The organism is Spirosoma fluviale (assembly GCF_900230225.1).
Classification (GTDB): Bacteria; Bacteroidota; Bacteroidia; order Cytophagales; family Spirosomataceae; genus Spirosoma; species Spirosoma fluviale.
Genome location: NZ_OCNH01000003.1, coordinates 845,117 through 866,317, shown reverse-complemented (window position 1 = coordinate 866,317; position 21,201 = coordinate 845,117). Strand labels below are relative to the sequence as shown.

17 protein-coding genes are annotated in these 21,201 nt (G+C 51.9%); 6 read left to right on the top strand and 11 right to left on the bottom strand.

Annotated features, from left to right (window positions below; all coding sequences use genetic code 11):
- Positions 1-5 precede the first annotated feature (5 nt).
- Both CRO74_RS19635 and CRO74_RS19625 read left to right on the top strand, forming a co-directional pair.
- Positions 6-395 (top strand): hypothetical protein, encoded by a 390-nt coding sequence (locus CRO74_RS19635; protein WP_097128101.1) that lies wholly within the window; start codon positions 6-8, stop codon positions 393-395.
- Between the two features lie 271 nt (positions 396-666).
- A complete protein-coding gene (locus CRO74_RS19625) occupies positions 667-1,548 on the top strand; it encodes a universal stress protein (protein ID WP_097128099.1) in 882 nt (293 codons plus the stop codon).
- Positions 1,549-1,660: 112 nt separating this feature from the next.
- Here CRO74_RS19625 and CRO74_RS19620 read toward each other — a convergent pair whose 3' ends face one another.
- The 7 genes from CRO74_RS19620 to CRO74_RS19590 form a co-directional block, all read right to left on the bottom strand.
- Entirely contained in the window at positions 1,661-2,869 is a 1,209-nt protein-coding gene (locus tag CRO74_RS19620; protein WP_097128097.1) for an FAD-dependent monooxygenase, read from the bottom strand.
- A 54-nt stretch (positions 2,870-2,923) separates the two neighbouring features.
- Positions 2,924-3,244: a cupin domain-containing protein gene (locus CRO74_RS19615; protein WP_097128095.1), complete on the bottom strand. Its 321-nt coding sequence runs from the start codon at positions 3,242-3,244 to the stop codon at positions 2,924-2,926.
- A 95-nt stretch (positions 3,245-3,339) separates the two neighbouring features.
- The gene (locus tag CRO74_RS19610) at positions 3,340-6,168 is read right to left on the bottom strand and encodes a M14 family metallopeptidase (RefSeq protein ID WP_097128093.1); all 2,829 of its coding nucleotides are present in this window, start codon (positions 6,166-6,168) and stop codon (positions 3,340-3,342) included.
- Between the two features lie 123 nt (positions 6,169-6,291).
- Positions 6,292-6,918: a hypothetical protein gene (locus CRO74_RS19605; protein ID WP_097128091.1), complete on the bottom strand. Its 627-nt coding sequence runs from the start codon at positions 6,916-6,918 to the stop codon at positions 6,292-6,294.
- Positions 6,919-6,930: 12 nt separating this feature from the next.
- On the bottom strand, positions 6,931-8,529 hold the full coding sequence (locus CRO74_RS19600) for a SusD/RagB family nutrient-binding outer membrane lipoprotein (protein ID WP_097128090.1): 1,599 nt from the start codon (positions 8,527-8,529) through the stop codon (positions 6,931-6,933).
- Positions 8,530-8,561: 32 nt separating this feature from the next.
- Positions 8,562-11,807: a SusC/RagA family TonB-linked outer membrane protein gene (locus CRO74_RS19595; RefSeq protein WP_097128088.1), complete on the bottom strand. Its 3,246-nt coding sequence runs from the start codon at positions 11,805-11,807 to the stop codon at positions 8,562-8,564.
- A gap of 517 nt (positions 11,808-12,324) precedes the next feature.
- Entirely contained in the window at positions 12,325-13,041 is a 717-nt protein-coding gene (locus CRO74_RS19590; protein WP_097128087.1) for a TetR/AcrR family transcriptional regulator, read from the bottom strand.
- 119 nt (positions 13,042-13,160) lie between these two features.
- Between CRO74_RS19590 and CRO74_RS19585 the strand changes: the two genes are divergently transcribed.
- The 3 genes from CRO74_RS19585 to CRO74_RS19575 are packed head-to-tail and all read left to right on the top strand — an operon-like array spanning position 13,161 to position 16,967.
- The gene (locus CRO74_RS19585) at positions 13,161-14,165 is read left to right on the top strand and encodes an ABC transporter transmembrane domain-containing protein (RefSeq protein WP_097128085.1); all 1,005 of its coding nucleotides are present in this window, start codon (positions 13,161-13,163) and stop codon (positions 14,163-14,165) included.
- Positions 14,158-15,510 (top strand): HlyD family secretion protein, encoded by a 1,353-nt coding sequence (locus tag CRO74_RS19580; protein ID WP_097128084.1) that lies wholly within the window; start codon positions 14,158-14,160, stop codon positions 15,508-15,510. The genes CRO74_RS19585 and CRO74_RS19580 overlap by 8 nt, the downstream gene beginning before the upstream one ends.
- A complete protein-coding gene (locus CRO74_RS19575) occupies positions 15,507-16,967 on the top strand; it encodes a TolC family protein (protein ID WP_097128082.1) in 1,461 nt (486 codons plus the stop codon). Before CRO74_RS19580 ends, CRO74_RS19575 begins: the two co-directional genes overlap by 4 nt.
- Positions 16,968-17,019: 52 nt before the next feature.
- Here the strand turns inward: CRO74_RS19575 and CRO74_RS19570 are convergent, their stop codons facing one another.
- From CRO74_RS19570 to CRO74_RS19560, 3 genes are read right to left on the bottom strand one after another with little or no spacing between them, the layout of a single operon-like run.
- Entirely contained in the window at positions 17,020-17,799 is a 780-nt protein-coding gene (locus CRO74_RS19570; protein ID WP_097128080.1) for a 3-hydroxyacyl-CoA dehydrogenase, read from the bottom strand.
- Between the two features lie 9 nt (positions 17,800-17,808).
- Positions 17,809-18,498 carry a YjjG family noncanonical pyrimidine nucleotidase gene (locus tag CRO74_RS19565; RefSeq protein WP_097128079.1) on the bottom strand — a complete coding sequence of 230 codons (690 nt, stop codon included), beginning with the start codon at positions 18,496-18,498 and terminating at the stop codon, positions 17,809-17,811.
- Positions 18,499-18,545: 47 nt separating this feature from the next.
- Positions 18,546-18,851 (bottom strand): (2Fe-2S) ferredoxin domain-containing protein, encoded by a 306-nt coding sequence (locus CRO74_RS19560; RefSeq protein WP_097128077.1) that lies wholly within the window; start codon positions 18,849-18,851, stop codon positions 18,546-18,548.
- 222 nt (positions 18,852-19,073) lie between these two features.
- Here CRO74_RS19560 and CRO74_RS19555 point away from each other — a divergent pair, with 222 nt between their 5' ends.
- A complete protein-coding gene (locus tag CRO74_RS19555; protein ID WP_097128076.1) occupies positions 19,074-19,610 on the top strand; it encodes an RNA polymerase sigma factor in 537 nt (178 codons plus the stop codon).
- A 79-nt stretch (positions 19,611-19,689) separates the two neighbouring features.
- Here the strand turns inward: CRO74_RS19555 and CRO74_RS19550 are convergent, their stop codons facing one another.
- Positions 19,690-21,147, bottom strand: a complete 1,458-nt coding sequence (locus tag CRO74_RS19550; protein ID WP_097128074.1) for a Gfo/Idh/MocA family protein — start codon at positions 21,145-21,147, stop codon at positions 19,690-19,692.
- Positions 21,148-21,201 lie beyond the last annotated feature (54 nt).

Genomic DNA, 21,201 nt, shown 5'->3' with positions numbered 1-21,201 from the left:
CAACTATGAAAACAGAAAAAAAACTAGGCATTTGGATGGATCATTCAACGGCCAATCTAATGGAATTCACCAGCGATCCTATTGACATAAAACCCATTGAATCAGCTTTCAACCACGATCCAAAAGCCGATGCGTCTGGCGGAAGCGAAAACGAAATGCATAATAAGGAGCAGCACAACGAAGCAGGGTATTACAAAAAACTAGGCACCATTATCAAGGAGTATAACGAAGTGGTTCTTTTTGGCCCTACGAATGCAAAAGTGGAACTCTTCAACCTGTTAAAAGCTGATCATGCCTACGCCGGGATCAAGTTCGAGATCATGCCGTCGGATAAAATGACCGATAACCAGCAACATGCCTTCGTGCGGGCACACTTCTCCAGAAATCAACTGTAGGTTGCCGTTGATTGGAAACACCAACGCTTACATAGCGAACTACTCAACGATTAAGATGAACAAGGACTTACAGGGTAAAACCGCACTGGTAACCGGCCCGGCTTCAGGAATTGGAAAAGCGATTGCCCTGCTGTATGGGCAGCAGGGGCCAACGTGATGGTTTCGGATGTGGACCGGCCCCTGGGCGAGCAAGTGGCCGATCAGTTGATAGCCGGTGGATGGAGGCTATCTGGCCCGGTAATCAATCTATTACACAAACTACTCAACTACCATGATAAAGATTCTTATCCTTACCGACTTTTCCGAAGCCTCACGTCAGGCGTTTACGTTTGCCCGTTCTTTTTTTAAGGATACCGTGGTTGACTTTCACCTGCTAAGCGTCTTTCCGCCTGAAGACGATGGCTTTTACGGACTTAAACACAACAACAAATCCGCTGAGCAGGCCACCACCGACCAGCTGCAGGTTATCGTAGACCAATTACATCAGCAGGCAACCACCGACCGGCACACCTTCCGCGCATCGGCTCAGTCAGGGCATCCACTCGATGCTGTCGAACGGGCCGTTGCCACTGAGGATTATGACTATGTCGTTATTGGCCCTCAGACGAATGGCATCAATGAGCTATTTGGCAACAATGCCATTGCGCTGGTTCACCGGCTTAAAGCCAATATATTAATCGTTCCTGCCGACGACCTGACCGAAACTTCGGCATGTCGGTTCGTGTTGGCGATTGATTTTGCTAATCTGAAAAATGCCAGCTTGCTGGAGCCGCTCAAGGAACTGATGACCTTAAAAAATGCATCGCTTGAGTTGCTGACAATCGATACACCCGATAAAGATGTTATCCCACCTGAGCAGGAAGCGCATATCCGGCATTTTTTGGATCCTATCAGACCAACCATCGCTCGCTTATCGGCCGACAGTGCCAAAGAAGGAATCGATGCGTACCTGGTTGACCACCAGGTCGATTTATTGATAACGATACCCCGACGCACCGAACTGGCCAGTTTATCCGCAGGGCATAGCATCAGTACCAGCCGTTTGCAGGCCTATACACCGGCCGTACCCTTATTGACGTTGTATGACGATGGCAGCGACGATCTGCCCCATCTGCTGTTGGATGAGTTATCTAACAGTAACTATACCCGCTGATCCCGGACGATGCGCCAGACTAAACAGGCAACTCATCAAAAAGGCTCGATCTGCCAAATCGAGCCTTACTATCTGCACTATCTTACTTAGACGCCGAGCCCCACCCGAACGATTACCGATAATCGGGCAGAACAATACCGTCTTCCTGATCCGCGTGGGAAGATTTATCGGGACTAAACAGGCGCACCAATCTCTGAATCGGCTGACTGGCAAAGGTACCAGCTAACGTATTCAGTACGGACACGCCCAGCGCGGTCTTAGGATACACAAGCCAGGGGACGCCAGGCGGCAATTTCTGCACCTCCTCCACGTAGGGTCGCATGCGCTGCTCATAAGCTACGAAAGCCGCCTGATGATCCGGGTGACTGGCCAGCTCACCCGCCAGCAGGTAAGCCCCCACCATTGCCAGGGTCGTGCCTTTGCCCGTCAACGGGGTGGGACAATAGGCCGCATCACCAATCATCCCGACCCTTCCGTCAAACCAGCGGGGGGCTTTGACCTGCCCCACCTTGTCAAAATACACCTCAGACACTTCATCCAGGGCCTTGACGATCCGCTCGGTTTCCCAACCCGCCCCCGCCAGCTTCTCTTTGAGCACCCGTTTCTGTTCAGTCCCGGAAAGCTTTTCATACGCCTGCTCATCGGCTATAAACGCCACCGACGCCCGCATCATGCCCTGTTTATCGGGTCGTAGCATCACAATTCGGCGGTCAACGGCGGTGTACCAACGCCACCAGTCGTTATCAGTTTGCAGGCGGGGTATGGTCAGGTAAGCCGTATAAAGACCCAAGTACTCGAAGCGAGGCTCCTCGCCAAACACCAGTTGGCGGGTTCGCGAGCGGACCCCGTCGGCGGCAATCACCAATTGAAAGGCGTCTGTTTTTCCACTGGCGAAGGTAACGTTTACCAGGTCGGGCTGCTGCTCCAGGGATGTGATCGAATCCCCAAACCAGTAGGTTACATGCTGTTTGGTGCGCTCGTAGAGGATGCTCACCAAATCGCCCCGAATGATCTCCAGTTCCTGAGTACCACTGAAGGAGTTTTCTTTGGGGAATGCAGCCGCCACCTGCCCCTTTTGCCCAATGAACTGGAGGCCCAGTTCTCCCGTGTTGGCGGCCCGGATGGCATCTTCGATGCCCATTTTACGGGCTACCAGTTGGGCCGGGCCGTTGACGTCGATGTTCTGACCACCCAGCCGCAAGGCCGGAGCCCGCTCCACGATGGTCACGCTGAAGCCGTAGTGGGCCAGCCAGTAGGCCAGTGTGGGGCCCGCAATGCTAGCGCCCGAAATAAGTACTTTTTTGGATGTTTGTGTTAGCATGGGTTTACAATTAGTCTGCTCAGGAAGTACCCGAATGTCTTAATTACACCATTTTCAGTAAAAAACAGCCAGCCAGATCGTCTCTTCGTCTTCTTTCGTCCAGGCTACCCGGTGCTTCAGGTGAGCGGGTATGTTGATGTGCATCCCCGGCAGCAGTTCAACGGGTTGGTCGATGCCGTCGATCTGAAGCATGGCCGCTCCCTTCACCAGCAGCACCCATTCATGCTGTTCCTGATCGTACCAGAACCCTTCGGGGGAGGCATGCCCTTTCGAGACAATACGTTCCAGCTTAAATCCATTGCCCGTCAGGATTTCATCGAACATTTCCTCGGGTAATGAACTGGGAATGGAGGCAAACAAATTACCGATTTCCATAAAGTAGCAGAGGTTGTTAAGCCCGAATGGCTCTATGCGGGCGCGTAAACGCGATACCACACAGAGCCATTCGGGCTGTAAATGTACTGAATTCCTTATTCCTGTCCAGCTACCGGAGCCACGCTCGACGGGTTGCCGGACCCGGTGCTATACAGCTGATTGAACAGGAGTTTGAACGTGCCGTGCGATTGCGCCCGGAAGGTGATCTCAGGCCCAAAGGCGTACAGCTTACCGGCACCAACGGGTGCTTCGAAAGCCGCTACGCCACCCTGTAAATACGACTGTCCCCACGCCCAGCCACTACGGAGCGGCTTGCTGCTGTCGAACCAGGCCAGTGGTTTCACCAGCCCTTTGGCAATGGCATCGGGCGCAATTTTAAATACCGGGCTGGCATCGAAATACACATCGCTCTGGTTCGACATGCCCCAGGTAGCATGCTGAGTCGAATCCAGATTCACGCGCAACACACTACCGGGAATGTAGTATTTCTCTCCGGGCAGAGGCCGCTCGGTACCATTCGCCGTCATTTCCGTCAGGGCGTTTTTTACCGGTAAGCCCAGGTGATACGCCAGATTAGTGCTGCTGCCAATCGTTACCACTGTTCCGCCCGCTTCCAGGAAGGCTTTCAACTGAGGCACCGACTTGGTCGCCGTGATCTTACCCAACCACGGACGGAATTCGGCAGGGGTATTTTCCACTTTCGCTTCGGAACCCATCAGGCTGAAAATATCTTCTTCCTTACCGCCAACGGGCGGAATGGCGCGGGTAACGAAAACGATCACATCGTATTTCTTCTTTAAATCACCGGCGTCGATGTCATTCGGATAGACCACTTTCATCGGGAAATGGTACTGCTCCATCATCCAGCGAACCCAGCCCGACGGCATCGAGCCACCGTAAGTATCCCAAAGGGCAATACGCATAGGGGTCACTTTGGTCATCGACCCGGCCGGGCGCTTTGCCAGACCCGTTACCAGGATGCCAAGATCTTTCGCCGATTTGTCGAGCAGTGATTTGGCCTTTGCCGATGCGGGGACGTAAAAGGCACCAGCCTCAGCGGTGGATTTCTCGCCAACGCCGTTCGGAAGCCGATACACCTCAACGCCCGAAGCCAGCAGGTCATTGACCGCAATGAAGGAGTTGTTCGATTTGGCACTCAATACATAACCGGCACCCGATGCCCCCGCAATAGCCCCTTCCGGCGACTGTAGTTCGCCATACGGCAACTTCTTGAAAGGCCCATCGAACCCATCCAGAATGCGGTCGAATTTAACATTCATCAGGTAAGCCAATGTCCAGCCAGCCGCATCGTAGGGACGAACCGGCGGGCCACCCGGATACTGAAAATCGTTGGGGTGATCCTGTGGCTCAAACATATCCAGCAGGTGCGGCCGAAACGCCTGATCGGTTTTCACGACGTAGGAACCCGCCGGGTACTTTTTGCCCGCTACGGTAAAATCGGCCGTTGCCTCCTGAATCTGAATACCGGTGCGGACCAGGGCGTTGATGAACTTAACCGCCGTAGCGAAATCCGGCTGATTCTTAGGAATGATATACCCACGAGGATCGCGTAGAACGGGCGCTTTCATGATGGTATCATAATACTTCATGGGCATCCCCCCTCCTCTCGGAATCATACCGTACTGCGCCAGAGCCGCGCTGGACGGTGGAACCACCTTTTTGGGATCTTTATTGTAAGCCTCTTCAATGGCGTCGATCCGCTTCGGCGAGAGCGCCCAGTAATCGCTGCTGCCCCGCTCGATGGAGTTTTTACCCATGCGGTAGATATTGTACAACAACTGATCTGACTGACGGGCAGCATAGTCGAGTACGGAATAGTTCAACGATATTGAATAGTCGATTGACTGCTTGAAGTACCACTTTTGCGGAGTGACCGGGAAGGGCGTGTTTCCGTTTGGGATTAGGCGTTTGGGCACCAGGGGTACGTCTTCCGGCGTTGGGCCGCCGATGATTTCGGTGAGCAGGCCGATCATGTTATGGAAGTGCGTGGTGGTACGCAGCCCGCCGTTATACCAGGTCGAGAAAACGGAGCCGCCCAGGCGGGTGAAGCCCGGTTTGTTTTCCGAGTTCAGCCGGTTGATCATGGCGGCACCCAGCGCGTCGATACCCGTTACCATCATGGGATCGAACACGTAGTTGAACGGATCGCGGTACGGTGGACCCGCCAGTACCGAACCCGCCGGGCCGCGCTGGTGGTGGTTGTACATGATCTGCGGAATCCAGTCGACGAACAGCTGGCGGGCAATATTCTGGGTTTCCTTCATGTTTAGCATGAAGAAATCGCGGTTGTTGTCGTGCCCGATGTATTTCTGATACAAACGGGGAACGTTATCCAGCGAACGCTTTTCGGGGGTGGCTTCGCGCATGTACCAGTTCGTTACCAGCTCCTGCCCATCGGGATTGGCGTGGGTGAGCAGAATAACGTCCTTATCCAGAATACGCATTGTTTCGGGGTCTTTCCGGCTTACCAGCTGCCAGATCGTTTCGATGAGCTGGTGTGTGCCCACCGTTTCGGTGGCGTGGATACCGCCATCGATCCAGACAATCGCCTTGCCTTCATCGGCCAGCGCATGGGCCTGCTGGTCGGTGAGGTTCTCGGCCCGCGCCAGCTTCCGGGAGATTTCCTGATAGCGGTTCAACTTCTTGAGGTTCTCCGGCGACGACACGATCAGCATATACTGGTGGCGACCTTCTTCGGTCATCCCAATATCGACGAGCTTGGCGCGGTCCGATGCAGCGGCTACCTTTTTGAAATAAGCCTCAGTTTGCGTGTAGGTAGCGAGCTGATAATTATCGCCGATGTTGAAGCCAAAATGCTCTTTTGGCGACGGAATCGTTTGTGCCCTCGCTGTCGTCAGACTTAGCAACAGGGCAAGAAAGAGTGTGCTGGATAAAAAACGCATTAGGTTAGGGTATTAGTTATTAGTAGAGTAGTTAATTGGTGGAGTAGTGGAGTAGGTGAAAGTGAGTGGAATAGTAGACCAGTACTTGGCTACTCCACTCACTTTACCACTCCACCCACTCCACTACTTCCTGCGGAAGCGAACGCCAACGCGACAATCGCCGACTTCGCCACGGGCTTCGTCGCACACATTTTCCTGATAGCCGGCAATCTGACGCCCATCGGCCAGATTCAGAATGAACTTGAAAATGAAGTAATCATTCTGGGCAACAGTCGTCAGGGTCGTTTTAGTGAAGGCCGCCATTTGGGCCGCCGTTACGGTGAACGTTTTAGGGAACTGCGTTACCGTTTCGTACAATTTATCGTTCGTTCCTACGCGGCTCGGTAATGGAAACTGCGTAACGCTGGGATAAAGTCCACCCGGCTGCGACACCACGATTGGGTAGGCCGGGTTACCGGTAGCGGGTGCTTTCACAAAGCCCAGGTACACGTCAATTGACTTCACCTCCGCTTTTCCAAAACCTTCCCAGGTCAGCGTGTACTCAAACACCTGGCTCCCAGGATCGGCCGCGCCCAGGTCAAAAAAGGACGTGTTGGATGTAGCAATAGTGGGCAGGGCCGACTTGCCGGTATTGACGGCTACCAGCGGAACGGCGGTATACGCCCAGTTTTCCCAAACATACTCTTCTGTCTTACAGGAATCCAGGGCGACCAGCAGAAGGAGCGAAAAATAGAATATGATCTTTTTCATGGTTGCGTCGGTTTACTTGTCCCAGAAAACAGGGGTTGTTTGCTGAGCGGTTTGAAGCTGATCGGCTTTATCAGAAATAGTTGCGTTCGTCGACAGCTCTGTGATGGAATAGGTCAGCCGGAGCGGGAACACGTTCAGTGGCGCAATGGGAGCCGGTAATACCGGTAATCCAGTCCGCCGATAATCATTATACGCTTCCATGCCATTTCCGTAGAGGGCAATGTATTTCTGCGTCATGACCGCGCTCAGCTTTCCGGCCGCATCGGCGGCATCGTATTGAGCCGTCCGATTGGCCACAAAAGCCGTAAGGGTAGCCGCAGGCAAAACAGGTGCCGAATTCCCCGATGTGGTCGAAATCGTATTGACGCTGTTGAGATGAGCCGTAATGCCATCCTGAAACAACTGTTTCGGATCACCGGTCGTGCCCATCGTCAGGGCTGCTTCGGCCAGGATGAACTTCACCATGGCATTGGTAATGAACGGAAAAACACCCGCGCCCGAACCATCCAGGTTCGTGACAACCTTTGGTGCCGACGTTGCGCCCGAATTACTGACGAACACACTCGTGGCCGGAATATTATTGATCGGAGCGTTATCGTACAGACCACCCGCCGGATACACACCCACGGTTGCTTTCAGCGCATTGTCGTTGGGCGACGCCGTGGCATCGCCGGTATAGCGGCCAAAATACCCGTTGCCCGTTGGGGTAAAGCCTACCGTATAGTTGGAGGTCTGCCGGTAGAAGTAGTACCGAAGCCGGGGATCGTCGGTGCTGAACAGCCGCTCAATGAATCCCTGGCTCATGTAGTAGCTCTTGCCTGCCTGGTATTCGGCCCGGTGCCAGGGATGGCGGTTGGCCGGGGTTTCCGTCGTTCCGAATCGAAAGGCGAAATCCTGCGCATTGGTCGTAATGAGGGGCGCGTTGCTGCTTAGTAAAGCCGCTATTCCCGCCTTCGCCTTATCGGGTTGCACGAGCCGAATCTGATTGAACAGCTTTAGCTTCAATGAGTTACCCATGCGTATCCAGGCCGCTTTATCACCTCTGTAGATAATGTCGGCGGTGGTTGGCTGGATGGCGAAGTTCCCTTTGGCGGCATCGGCCAGACCTTCGTCGATCAGGACGAAAAGTTTGTCGTAAATAGTGGCACCACTCTCAAAAGCCGGGTCGGAAATGGTGTTCCCTTTCGCGGCATCCGTGTAGGGGATATCACCCCACATATCCACCATCAGACTGTAGATATACGCCTTTTGCAGTTTGGCAATGGCTACATAATCCCAGCGTTGCAGGCGGGTCCCCTCCCGAATGATAATTTCAAGATCATTCAGGGCTTGAGTATATAGCGCATTCCACGATTGCTGGTAATCGGTACCATCCTGAAAATTCCGGCTGGTGGTACTCGAATATAAGTGCTGCATCACAATGGATGTGCCCTGGTTTACATCCCGCAAACTACCCGCCATCGATACCTGAGTAGCGGGCAGGAGTAGCTCCAGAACCGGGGTGACCGGGTTGTTGGGATCGGCATTGATGTCAACGAATTTGTTGCACGACCAGCTGATAAACAACAGGCCCACCAAAGAAAGACGTCGTATGAAAACTATAAATCGCATAGTTTGTATTCGAATGGGATTGATGAATAAAATCAGAAGCTGAAGCGCAGATTGACACCCAGACGGCGGGTGGTGGGTATACCGATGAAATCGAAACCCTGCGAATTACCGGCACCCAGTGAGCTAACTTCGGGGTCGAAATTCAGGTACTTGGGAAAGTTGGGAGCCAGATACCACAGGTTGCGCCCGCTAACGGATAGAAACGCCCCGCCAAAAGGTGTTTTTGCCAGCCATTTCTTCGGAAACTGATACCCCAGCGACACCTCGCGAAGCCGGAAAACGGTAGCGTCGAAGATATTGGTTTCGCCCGCACCACCCGGACCAAAGCCGCCGGTGAAGTAGTAATCGGCAACGGCAATACCAATGTTGTTCGGTATCTTTTTGCCTTCACCATCCAGCAGGGGTTTCAGGGTGTTTACATCGCCCAGTACGCCGGGGCCAACCAGAATGGCCTCCCGCTCTTCGGTGTCTCGGGTAGCACCCCGGCTCAGCAGTTCGTAAGCCGTGAAGGAGTACATGTCGCCCCCTTTCTTCCAGTCGAACAACGCGCTCAGGGTAAGCCCTTTGTAGCTAAAGGTGTTGGTTACACCCAGAATAAAGTCCGGGTTCGGGTTACCGATAGCCGCTGTTTTACCACTCAGAATAGGCTTCCCCGTGTTGGGGTTGACCAGAATATTCCCTACTTCGTCACGCGCATAGGTCGAACCGCGAATCTGCCCATAGGGCTGACCGGCAATGTGTACACTACCCAGGTCCGAGAAACCGCCGTACGGAAGTTCTTTCAGGGCGCCTATGTCCAGTACAATGTTGCGGTTCATGGTAAAGGCCGACGAAATATCCCAGCTAAACCCGTTCTTGAGTTTTACGGGTGTGGCCGTCAGACCAATTTCGATACCTTCGTTAGATGAGCGCCCCAGGTTGATTACCCGCTGCGTATAACCCGAGGAGGGTGTAGCATTGACCGTAAAAATCTGCGACGTACTGATCTTGTTGTAGTACGTAATATCCAGGCCAATCCGGTTGTTGAAAAACTGTAACTCCGTACCCACCTCAAGCTCGGTAATGAACTCGGGCTTCAGCTCGGAGTTAGCCAGTAAATCTGATTCAGACAATGTGCTTTGGCCGCTGAACGGCGATGAAATAGACCCCGTGCCCGACCCCACGCCCAGAACGGGGTTGGCGATGTACACCGTTTGCGTCTGGTAAGGTGTGGCTTCGTTACCTACCCGTGTGTAACCCGCCCGAAGTTTACCAAACGAAAGCACGTTTTTGGGAATCTTCAACGCTTCAGTAAAAATCAGGGAAGCACTGGCCCCTCCGTATAAATAACTTCGGTTGCTGGCGGGCAACGTAGACGACACATCGTTACGGGCCACCAGATTCAAAAACGCGAAGTTTTTGTAGTCCAGCGATATATCCGTGAAGAATGCAAAGTACCGCTGCTTGAAGTTATTCCGGTTGTTAGGCAGCACGCGGGGAATGGTTACGCTGGTGTTGTTGAGCGAGTTGATGCCCCGGAAAATAATCCCGTCGCCAAACACAACCTGCCGCTCGGTAACGCGCTGGTTAACGTTGTTGCCCAGAATAACCTTCAGACCAATGTTTTCCGAAAGGGGTTTCGTAGCCGTTACGAGCAGGGTGTTGTCCAGTTCCTGCCGATAGATATTGTCGTTCGTGATGTTGCCGTTGGGGAAGTAGTCCCCGCCTTTTCCATTGACAACCACCCGCCGGTCGGTGTACGCGTTGAACCCAACGGTGTTCTGTACATTGAGCCACGGCAACGGATCAACACCGATTACGACGTTTCCGTAATACCGGTCAACCTTACTGGTAGTCGGGCTGTTCTTCACCGACCAGTAGGGGTTATCGGTCCCAACGCGGTCGTACACATTATTCCCATTCAACGGGTTGGTGTTTGGGTAACCCGTCAGATCGAAGCTGGTCGGCACGAACATCAAAATATCCATGATGGAACTACCGCTGCCATTGGCCGCCGTCACCTGCGGAGATACCTGTTCGGTATTGACGTAGTTCAGGGCACCGCTTACGTAGAATTTGTTGTCCAGTTGCGCGTTACCACCAATATTTACGCCGGTACGGGTGATCTGGTTCTCAGGTACTACCCCCTGATTGCCCGTTCGGGAAAGGCCCACCGTAAAATTTCCCTTTGAACCACCCGTCGATACCGAGAGGGCGTTTTCGAAGACGTTACCGGTCCGAAAGAAGTTTTTGGCGTTACCCTGCGAATACGACTGATAAGGCACCTGAATGGGCGTTGTGCCATCGGCCTGATAAAACTGCGGAAATACCGTTGATGGGTAGCGATTATTCGTCGTGAGCGGGTGCGGAATGGTCGCCCGGGTGGGAATCAGGCTGGTGTAGCCCGCGTAAGGAGGCCCCCACGAGCCGAATACGCCACTCCGGTAGTCGAAGTTCGTGCCCTGTCCGTACTTGGTTTGATAATCCGGCAAACCGGCTACCGTTTCTGTCGAGTAACCTGTGCTGTACGTAATTTCAAGCCCTTTGCGGCTGGTGCTTTTACCGGCTTTTGTCGTTACGATAATAGCTCCGTTAGCGGCTCTGGAACCGTAAAGAGCAGCCGCAGCCGCTCCTTTCAACACCGTCATAGTCAGGATATTGTTCGGATCCAGGTCAAAGGCCCGGTTGGTAACGGTAGACCCACCCACCGTACCATCTGTACCACCAAAACTGGAATTATCGAAGGGAACCCCATCGACTACGAACAACGGCTGGTTGTTATTACCCAGCGAGGAGTTTCCCCGAATAGTGATATTTGTAGCACCACCGGCGGCACCACCCGACCCCTGTACGTTAACACCTGCCACTTTACCAGTAAGTGCCCGGAGCGGGTCCGGCTCCGATCGCTGGGCCAGTTTGTTGGCATCCAGCGTTGATACCGAATAACCAAGGGCGTTTTTATCCCGTTTGATACCCGCTGCCGTAACAACCACCTCGCTGAGCTGCTTGGTATCGGCAATGAGTGCCACATCGATAACCTGCTGATTACCAACAGCAACCTCCTGAAGCTGAAACCCGACCGAAGAAAACACCAGCGTCGCTGATTTATCAGGAATCGTTAGCTGATACGTTCCCTGCGCGTCGGTTACTGTACCCGCAGTACCACCTTTCACCGTCACGGTTGTGCCCGGTAGGGATTCTTTCCCATTCGCATCGCTTACCTTACCACGCACTACGCGTTGCTGGGCAAAAGAAAGGAAAGGGAGTAAGAAGAGAAGTGCAAATAATCGTTCTTTCATGCAATTAGTGATAGGGAGTTTGTAGAAGGGAAACCACAGTATACATTAAAAGACAATTATAAATTATTATATTTTACCAAATAGCACACATATAGAATAAAATTTTTTATAATAAATATAATTAAACATAATATTCGCTGAATTATAGTTTAGTAAATAAATTACACTTCATATGGAAACCGAATTGAACACCCAGGGGTCGGGATATCGATCAACGGGAGCAGTTTTACCGGCAAGGGGTAATCATTGGATTTATCCAGACTTGACAACCCCGGGCAGGGTATCATGAGCGTATAAGTGTACGCTTTATGAGTAGTGAAATAATTTTAACTAAGTTGCGGTATTTTATAAATATTTATAGATTCTATTTATTCATTCTTATATTGCTCCTTCTAATCAATTTTTAGAAATTAGGTTGGTAGTATTCTTCACCGGCACTTCGAGTTTCGAAAGCCGGTGATTTTTTTATAGCCTTACCCTATACGTATCTGTACCGATGGGATGGAATCTGAATGGATTAGAACCGATCCGTCTCCAGCGAGGAAAAGAGCAGGTGGTGCAGAAATCGCAGTAGACGCTCATTACTTTCAGACGTGGGCGTTTCATTGGGCTGCGAGCCAAAATCAGTTAACGATGGCAAATTCTGCATAAAAAATGCCTGATAATGTGCTGTTTCAATGATTGAACTGGCACGCGAACGGGCAAACGGATAATCAGGACGATACTCCAGAATAATACCGGCAATGCGGCTGCACAGGTCTTTGTACGGTTTAAAGAGCTGCTGGCGATTGTCTTCCGTAATATGTCGTGTCAGGTATGCTTTGCTGGCTTCACGAATAACGATACCGTGCAGCGCAACGATGTCCAGCTCGTCAGTAATGGTTTGTGAACCAAATGAACTGACATCTTTGAGTAACAGCAACTTCAGAACACGCTCCAGCTTTTCCCTGGGATCGGATATATTATTGGTCTGAAAAACAAGCTGGTATTCCAGCCATTGCCAATACCAGGCAACAACGTAGACCAGCAACCGATGCTTGTTTTCAAAATAACGATAGATACTGGCTTCTTTTGTGCTAATGCGATCAGCCAGCTTGCGAAATGTCATTTCTTCAAAGCCAATATCTGCCATCAAAAGGATACCTTGCCGAACAATTCGGCGACCCAACTCTGAGCTTTCCGGATCACGTAGAAATAACTTCTCGTTCATCCGCACCAGTACAGTGTATTCCATTTATCGAACGTAAGCACCGTCGACATAAAAAACGGTAGGCAAAGAAACGAACTTTCACACATAAAAGTTATGTTTGCAAGACTGATAGTATTACTATCAAGAGATTAAACAATTTTAATATGGCTTTAAGCACTTATTCTCAGGCCCAGCCTTCACCCCTACAACGGCTATTTAGACTATTGGGCACGGAGAAAAAAGATATTGGCTACATTTATCTGTATGCCCTTGTAACCGGTGTGATCAGTTTGTCTTTGCCACTTGGTATTCAGGCAGTTTTCAACCTGGTTTCCGGTGGACTTGTCTTTAGTTCGGTATACGTGCTAATCGGCCTGGTAGTCGTGGGGGTTCTGATTACGGGCCTATTGCTGGTTGGTCAAATGACGCTGGTCGAAGTGCTGCAACAACGCATTTTTGCCAAAGCCGCCTTTGAATTTACTTACCGACTGCCCCGCATCGACCCTAAAGCTCTGTCGGCTTATTACGCTCCTGAACTGATGAACCGCTTCTTCGATGTACTCACCATCCAGAAAGGCCTTCCTAAATTGCTCATCGACCTGACGGCCGCTGCGGTACAGATTCTGTTTGGCATTATCCTGCTCTCGTTTTACCACCCCGTCTTTCTCGCTTTCGGTTTGTTTACGCTGGTGACCATTGTCAGCATCAGCTGGATTTATGGACCGCCCGGCTTACGCACCAGCCTCAACGAATCGAAGTATAAATATAAGGTGGTGGCCTGGCTCGAAGACCTGGCCCGTGACCTGCCCCTGATACGCCATCAGGAAGATACGATGGAACCGATTGACCGTATGGACGACCTGGTAGCCAATTACGTAGCTTATCGGTCGGCGCATTTCAAGGTGCTGAAACGATTTTTCTACAGTGCCGTCGCCTTCAAGACCGTCGTGACAGGGGGACTGCTTATTCTGGGGACAACCCTGGTGGTGAGCCGCGAAATGTCGCTGGGTCAGTTTGTAGCCGCAGAACTCGTCATCGTCCTGATTACCAGCTCTGTCGAGAAATTAATTTCGGGCATTGATACCGTATTCGATATGCTGACCGCCGTTGAGAAAATTGCAACCGTTACCGATTTACCTTTAGAAACAGATACAGAAACCCATGCTTAACATATCCAATCAGCGGGTTGACGAACAGCTGTTTAATCACTACCCGCTCAAAACCCTGCATACCCTGCCCCAGCCCGATGCCGGTCGACGGCTCGGTCGCTGGATGATCATCATTTTGTTCGTCAGTCTGGCGGTGCTGTTTTTACCCTGGCAACAGAACATTAACGGAGAGGGCAGTGTAACCGCACTCACCCCGCAGGACCGGCCTCAAACGGTGCAAAATGCCATCGCCGGCCGAATTGAGCGCTGGAAGATTCAGGAAGGGCAGGCCGTCCGGAAAGGGGATACGTTGCTGGTTATTTCCGAAATAAAAGACGAGTACTTTGACCCCAATCTGCCCCAGCGACTGGATGAACAGCTGGACGCCAAGCAAGGCAGCCTGACGGCGACAGGCGCTAAAATCTCGGCTCTGGATGGGCAACTGGCGGCTCTGCAAACGGGTTTACAGGTGAAACTGGCTTCGGCCCGCAACAAAGTGCGGCAGAGTCAATTTAAAGTCATTAGCGACAGTACCGACCTGATTGCCGTTCAGAAGAATTACCAGATTGCCCTCGACCGGCTCGATCGCTTCGAGAAAGGGTACAAAAATGGTCTCTTTTCACTGACCGATCTGGAAACCCGGCGGCTAAAGGTGCAGGAAGATTATGCCAAAGTGATTGCCCAGGAAAATAAACTGAATGTGTCCCGGCAGGAACTCATTAACTCCCGGCTCGATCTGAATACGATCCAGGCCGATTATCAGGAGAAAATAGCCAAAACAATGTCGGATCGCAGTTCAGCGGTCTCCTACCAGGCCGAAGCGGAAGGTGAGATATCCAAGCTACAGAATAAGATCAGCAGTGTCGACGTTCGGCGCGGTCTCTATGTCGTTCGTGCCCCGCAGGATGGTTTTGTGGTACGTTCCCTCAAAGCGGGTATCGGAGAGATGATCAAGGAAGGTGAGTCGATCGCCACGTTACAACCCGCCAAACCACTGGTAGCCATTGAGTTGTATGTTCGACCAATGGATGTACCGCTGATTCAGCGGGGCCGCACGGTACGGCTCCAGTTCGATGGCTGGCCTGCCATTCAGTTTTCGGGCTGGCCTTCAGTAGCTGTTGGTACGTTTGGGGGTGAAGTAGCCGTTATTGATGCGGTCAATAGTGTAAATGGCAAGTATCGGCTTTTAGTGAAACCCAAAGTCGAGAAAGGAGACCAGCCCTGGCCACAACAACTCCGGGTGGGCTCGGGCGTTTATGGCTGGGTAATGCTCGACGACGTACCGATCTGGTATGAATTATGGCGGCAGTTGAACGGTTTCCCGCCCAGTTTGAAAGAGGAGCCCAAAGAAGAGAGCAAAAAATGAAGACGATTATATTCGGTTTAAGTCTGTTGATCAGTAGTCAGTTGATTTCGATCGCTAAAGCACAGCCAGCGGGCACATCCTCCTCTGACACAACCTTGTTTACAGCTGCCGATTTTTACCGGGTCGTTTTTAGCCATCACCCAATTGTTCGACAGGCAGCCTTGCTGAACAGCGAAGCCCAGCAGGAAATCATGCAGGCCCGAGGAGCATTTGACCCCAAACTCTTTTCAGTCTATGACCGAAAAGAGTTTGGTCAGGATTTATATTACGATAAATGGCAGTCGGGACTGACGGTGCCGGTACTACCCGCTGGTATAGACCTCAAGCTGACCTACGATCGAAATATGGGGCAGTACATTAACCCCGAAGAGCGGGTACCGTCATCGGGACTGGCGGCCGTAGGGGTACGCGTTCCCATTGGTCAGGGACTGATCATCGACGCCCGACGCACTGCCCTGCGGCAGGCCAGACTGGCCGTTAATCTGGCCGACGCCGAACGTCTTAAACTCATTAACAAAACCCTGTTCGATGCGGCAAAGACCTATTGGGAATGGTACATGGCGTATCAGCAATACCGGCTGATCCAGAACGGGTATCAGGTAGCCGATACCCGCTTTAGGGCTATACAACAGCGGTCGTTGCTGGGCGATGCAGCTGCTATTGACACCACCGAAGCACTTATTACGGCTCAGGACCGGCTGGTGCAGTTCCAGCAGGCGGAAGTCAATCTTCAAAATGCCCGATTGCGGCTGAGCGTCTTTTTATGGAACAGTGCTGATGGCGGCACGCCCCAGCCGGTTGATCTACTGCCCAACGTGGCTCCCCAGCCGATACCCAACGACCGGCTCGATGAAGCCACATTACAGGCGTTGCTGGGCAAAGCCGCCGACCAGCACCCGGAGTTACTGAAATTAACGGTAAAAGGGCAGCAGTTGGCGCTGGACGAGCGGTTTCAGCGGTCGTTACTGCAACCACAGCTGGTGTTAAACGCTAATTTGCTGAGCCGGACGCCCGCAGCCGGTGTAGGTTACGACTGGGCGAGCTATTACGCCTTTCGGGCTGATAACCATAAGATTGGCGTGGACTTGACCTTTCCTCTTTTTCTACGAAAAGAGCGGGGCAAGCTTCGGCAAATTCAGATCAAAAACCAGCAGGTTACCCTGGAACGGCAACAAACAGGCCGAGCCATTAGCAATGATGTTCAGGCAGCCTGGAATGAACTCAAGGCACTGGAGCGCCAGATCGATGTACAGCAGCAGACCGTCAGGAACCAGCGGATTTTACTCAGTGCAGAACAACAGAAATTCGAGATTGGTGAGAGTTCATTGTTTCTGGTCAATAGCCGGGAATCGAAGCTGATCGACCTGGAAATCAAGCTTGAAGAGTTACGAATGAAACAGCAGAAAGCGGTAGCCGCTCTCTGGTATGCCGCCGGAACAAACCCCGAAGCGCAGTGAGTGGTTATTTGGTTATTGGTTAACCATTACAGCAATAACTACTAACCAATAACTACCTAGGCCCCATTCGAATAGCCCCATCCAACCGGATTACTTCACCGTTGAGCATGGGGTTTTCAATAATACTTTTCGCCAGCATTGCGTACTCGCCCGGCCGACCGAGCCGTGACGGAAACGGCACCTGATGACCCAGCGACAGCCGGGCTTCTTCGGGTAAGCTGGCCAGCAACGGCGTCTCGAATAACCCCGGTGCAATGGTCATGACCCGGATGCCGGAGCGCGACAGGTCGCGGGCAATGGGCAGGGTCATGCCAACAATCCCTCCTTTTGAAGCAGAATAAGCCGCCTGCCCGATTTGACCGTCGTAGGCCGCTACAGACGCCGTATTGATAATGACGCCCCGCTCGCCTTCTGCGTTGGGTTCGGTCGTCTCCATAGCTAAAGCCGCCAGCCGAATTACGTTGAACGTACCGATCAGGTTGATGGAAATGACTTTCTGGAAGGCAGACAGCGAATGAGCACCGTACACACCGTCAACTTTACCTACCGTTTTACGAGCTTCGGCCACACCGGCGCAGTTGACATTGATATGCAGCCCACCAAAGGTTTCGATGGCCAGATTAATGGCAGATTGCACATCCGTTTCGTCGGTCACATTAGTTTTATGGAACCGGGTGGCTTTGCCCAATTCCTCCGCCAGCGCCTGCCCGCGAGCCTCGTTCAAATCCAGAATAACCACATTGGCGCCATTGGCAGCCAGCAATCGGGCGGTGGCCTCGCCCAGCCCCGAAGCTCCTCCGGTTACGATGGCGGTTGAGTTTGTGAGTTGCATGACGTTTACTTATAAGATGGCCATTAGTTCTTTCCAGTGACGAATATCGTAAGTAGGCGGATCGTTGACCTGCTGCCCTTGGGGGTTGTAAAAAACAGTGTCTAAACCAACGCCTTTTGCCCCTAAAATATCAGCTTCGTAGTTATCTCCAATCATCAGGCTCTCAGATGCGTTGGTACCGCTAATTTCCATAGCGTATTGAAACACCAGCGGATTCGGCTTTTTTGCATTCGCGTTCTCACTCGTGATCACATGCGTGAAATAATGCGCGATCTCGGCACTATCCATCTTTACCGCCTGGATTTCGGCAAATCCATTGGTAATGATGTGCATCGTATACCGTCCATTGAGGTAATCCAGTAACTCTTTCGCCGACTCCAGCAAATGCGGTTTGCGAGGCAACAACTTCAGGTACTCTACATTTAAATCGGCATGAACAGCCGACTCATCGACGCCCATCGCCCGAAATACCAACGGGAACCGGTGTTTGCGAATGTAGGTGTGCTCAATGAGATTCTTGTCGAAGTCGGACCACAACTGCCGGTTTATCGCAATAAAATGTCGACTAAACTCGGCTGCGGATTCAATGCCCAGGTTGGCAAGTTGAAACGTGTCATATAGTTCAACGATGCACTCGGCCGAATTACGATCGAAGTCCCAAAGTGTATGATCCAGGTCAAAAAAAAGGTGCTTGTACATAAGAAACAGGCTGGCGCAGGTTGTTGCCTGCGCCAGTTGTGTAGTTACTAAAAATCCAGCTTGAGCCGCTCTACGGGTTGATCGTTGACCAAATGGCTATCAACAATTTCAGCAACGTCAGAAAGTTGAACGTTACCGTAATACGTGCCTTCAGGATAAACAACCAGCGTTGGGCCGAACGCGCAGGCATCCAGACAACCTGTGCGCTGGGCGCGCATTTCTTTTAACAGACCACGCTCCGCGAGAGCCGCTTTGAAGGCGTCGACCAGTTCATTGCCGTGTGCTTCACCGCATGACTTCTTGGGGGCGGCTTTTTGATTGTTGCAGATGAAAACGTGCTTCTTGTATTTCATAAACTTAGTTAAATCGATACCCAAAGGTAACAAGAACCAACACAACGGCCATTCCTTTCGATACCTTCCCTATTCAGGACACTATCTACCGAATAAAAAATTTATAAAACTAAATAATTGACATACTGTTAACGATTAGCCTTATATCACTGAGGGTACGGTACTTGACGGGTTGCCCGTCAAGTACCCCTATCACCAAACGCTCACTATTTATACCTGCCTATGGCTCGCGAAATACCACTACTTAAGGAGCCCCAATTAGCAGGCAGGTATGATGACACCCCGCTCGATTTCTCTGACCTGTATGATCGATATGCCGCTATTTTACTTGGCGTCATTACCCGGATTGTGTCAGATAAGGAGTTGGCCATCGAACTACTGGCAACAACGTTTACTAGAGTCCGTTTAGAAATAAATACCTACCGCTCCGAAAAACAACCCTTTTTCACCTGGTTGCTGGCCATAGCACGGTGTACAGCACTGGATGCGCTTAGCGAGCAAAAACAGGCGCCAACGCGGGTCGTTCAGCTGACACCGACCGGCCAAGTTGTCCCGCTTCCGACAAGCTTGCCTAAAGCATCCGTCGCCTTACCAACAGACTCCACGAATCCGAAACTTACCCAACTACTGCATTCGGTTCTCTTCAAAAATTGCACACCCGAAGAAGCCGCCCGAACGCTCAACCTGCCCGTCGAAACAGCCCGGCAACTGTTGCGACAGGCTATGCAGCAACTACGGACCACCCGACAAGCCCGGTAGAAAAAACGGTAAAGGGTGGCCTGTAAGGCCACCCTTTACCGTTTTAATATACTCTCTTACAGCAATTTATCAAGACGACTTACGCTTTCTTAGCCGATGTCCTGCCCGACGCTATTGTCTTCTTTTTGGGAGTCGGTGCGCTGCTTGTGGGGTTTTTCTGCGTCATAGTAACAGGATCCCAATGCACTACTTTTTGCTCAAAGAAACTTTCGTTACAGGCCAGTACCGGAGCGGCAGCGCGGAAACCAAATACGGGATCTTCGACCGTGCCCTGACTGCCTTTACGAACGTTCTCGAAAAAGTCGCCGAAGTGTTTGGCGTGGGCATCGTCGTTTTTAGGCGCTTCGAACCGAATCTCTTTCACCGGGTCCGCCTTGCGTGTATCGGGCGGGTAAATGGCGTCGTACCGCTTCACGAACTCCTGCTGAACGGGTTCCGTAAACGTAAAGAAACTGTCGTAACCGCCGTAGCCGGGAGCCGTTGGCAGTTTCTTTTTGGTCATAATCAGGTTGTTCTCCGAAAATTCGATCTGTCCTTCATTGCCGATGATGCGGGTTACATCGTTGATCTTTCCGGCATTGGCAAAGTTGACCCGCAGCACCATCTGAAACGCTTCGTGCTGGTCCGTTTTAGGGTAGTCCATAATGCACGCCATGATATCGGGAACGTCGCGGCCATCTTTCCAGTAGGCCAGATTGCCCGACGAATAGATGCGCGTTGGTCCCATCGTGTTGGTTACGAAGTGAACGCCTGTTATCAGGTGGATAAATAAATCGCCTGCGACACCCGTACCGTAATCTTTGTAGTTTCTCCAGCGGAAGAACCGTTTTTCGTCGAAAGGCCGTTTGGGTGCATCGCCCAGAAACCGGTCCCAGTCCAGCGTTTGCGTCGACGCATCGGGTGGAATCGAGTACTGCCAGGCACCAATGGCATTAAATCGGTCGTTGTTGGATTCGATGTAGTTGATCTGCCCGATTTCGCCCGCTTCCACCAGCCGCTTGGCCTCTTTGAAAGACGCGCTGCTGATTCGCTGACTACCTACCTGCATCGTCTTACCAGACTTTTTCCAGGCATCAATTACGGCTTTGCCTTCATTAAGGTGCTGCACCATCGGCTTCTCACAGTAGACGTGCTTACCGGCTTTGAGCGCTGCAATGGTGATGTGATCGTGCCAGTGGTCCGGCGTCACGACAAGCACGGCGTCAATATCCGATCGGGCCAGTATTTCGCGGTGGTCGCGGGTGGCAAACAGTTCCTTGTCCTTTCCGTAGGCCGTTTTGGCGTGCTGCAGCCGACCATCGTATAAATCGGCAACCGCCACGAGTTCGACATCCGGGTTGCGTAAAGCAGCCTGCGTGTCGTAATTGCCCTGAATTCCCATGCCAATGGTGGCAAAGCGGATCTTGTCGTTCGGGCTGATTTTCATCAGATTCGGGATGTAGGCCGGGGCACCAAACGGTTTGGCCACAGCCTCCGTAGCGATTACTGCCGAAGCGGCCGACAAGCTTTTTATAAATGTTCGTCTGTTGGACTGCATAGGAAATGCCTGGTTTCAAGTATACCGGATAAAGGGAATTTACTGCATAATTTA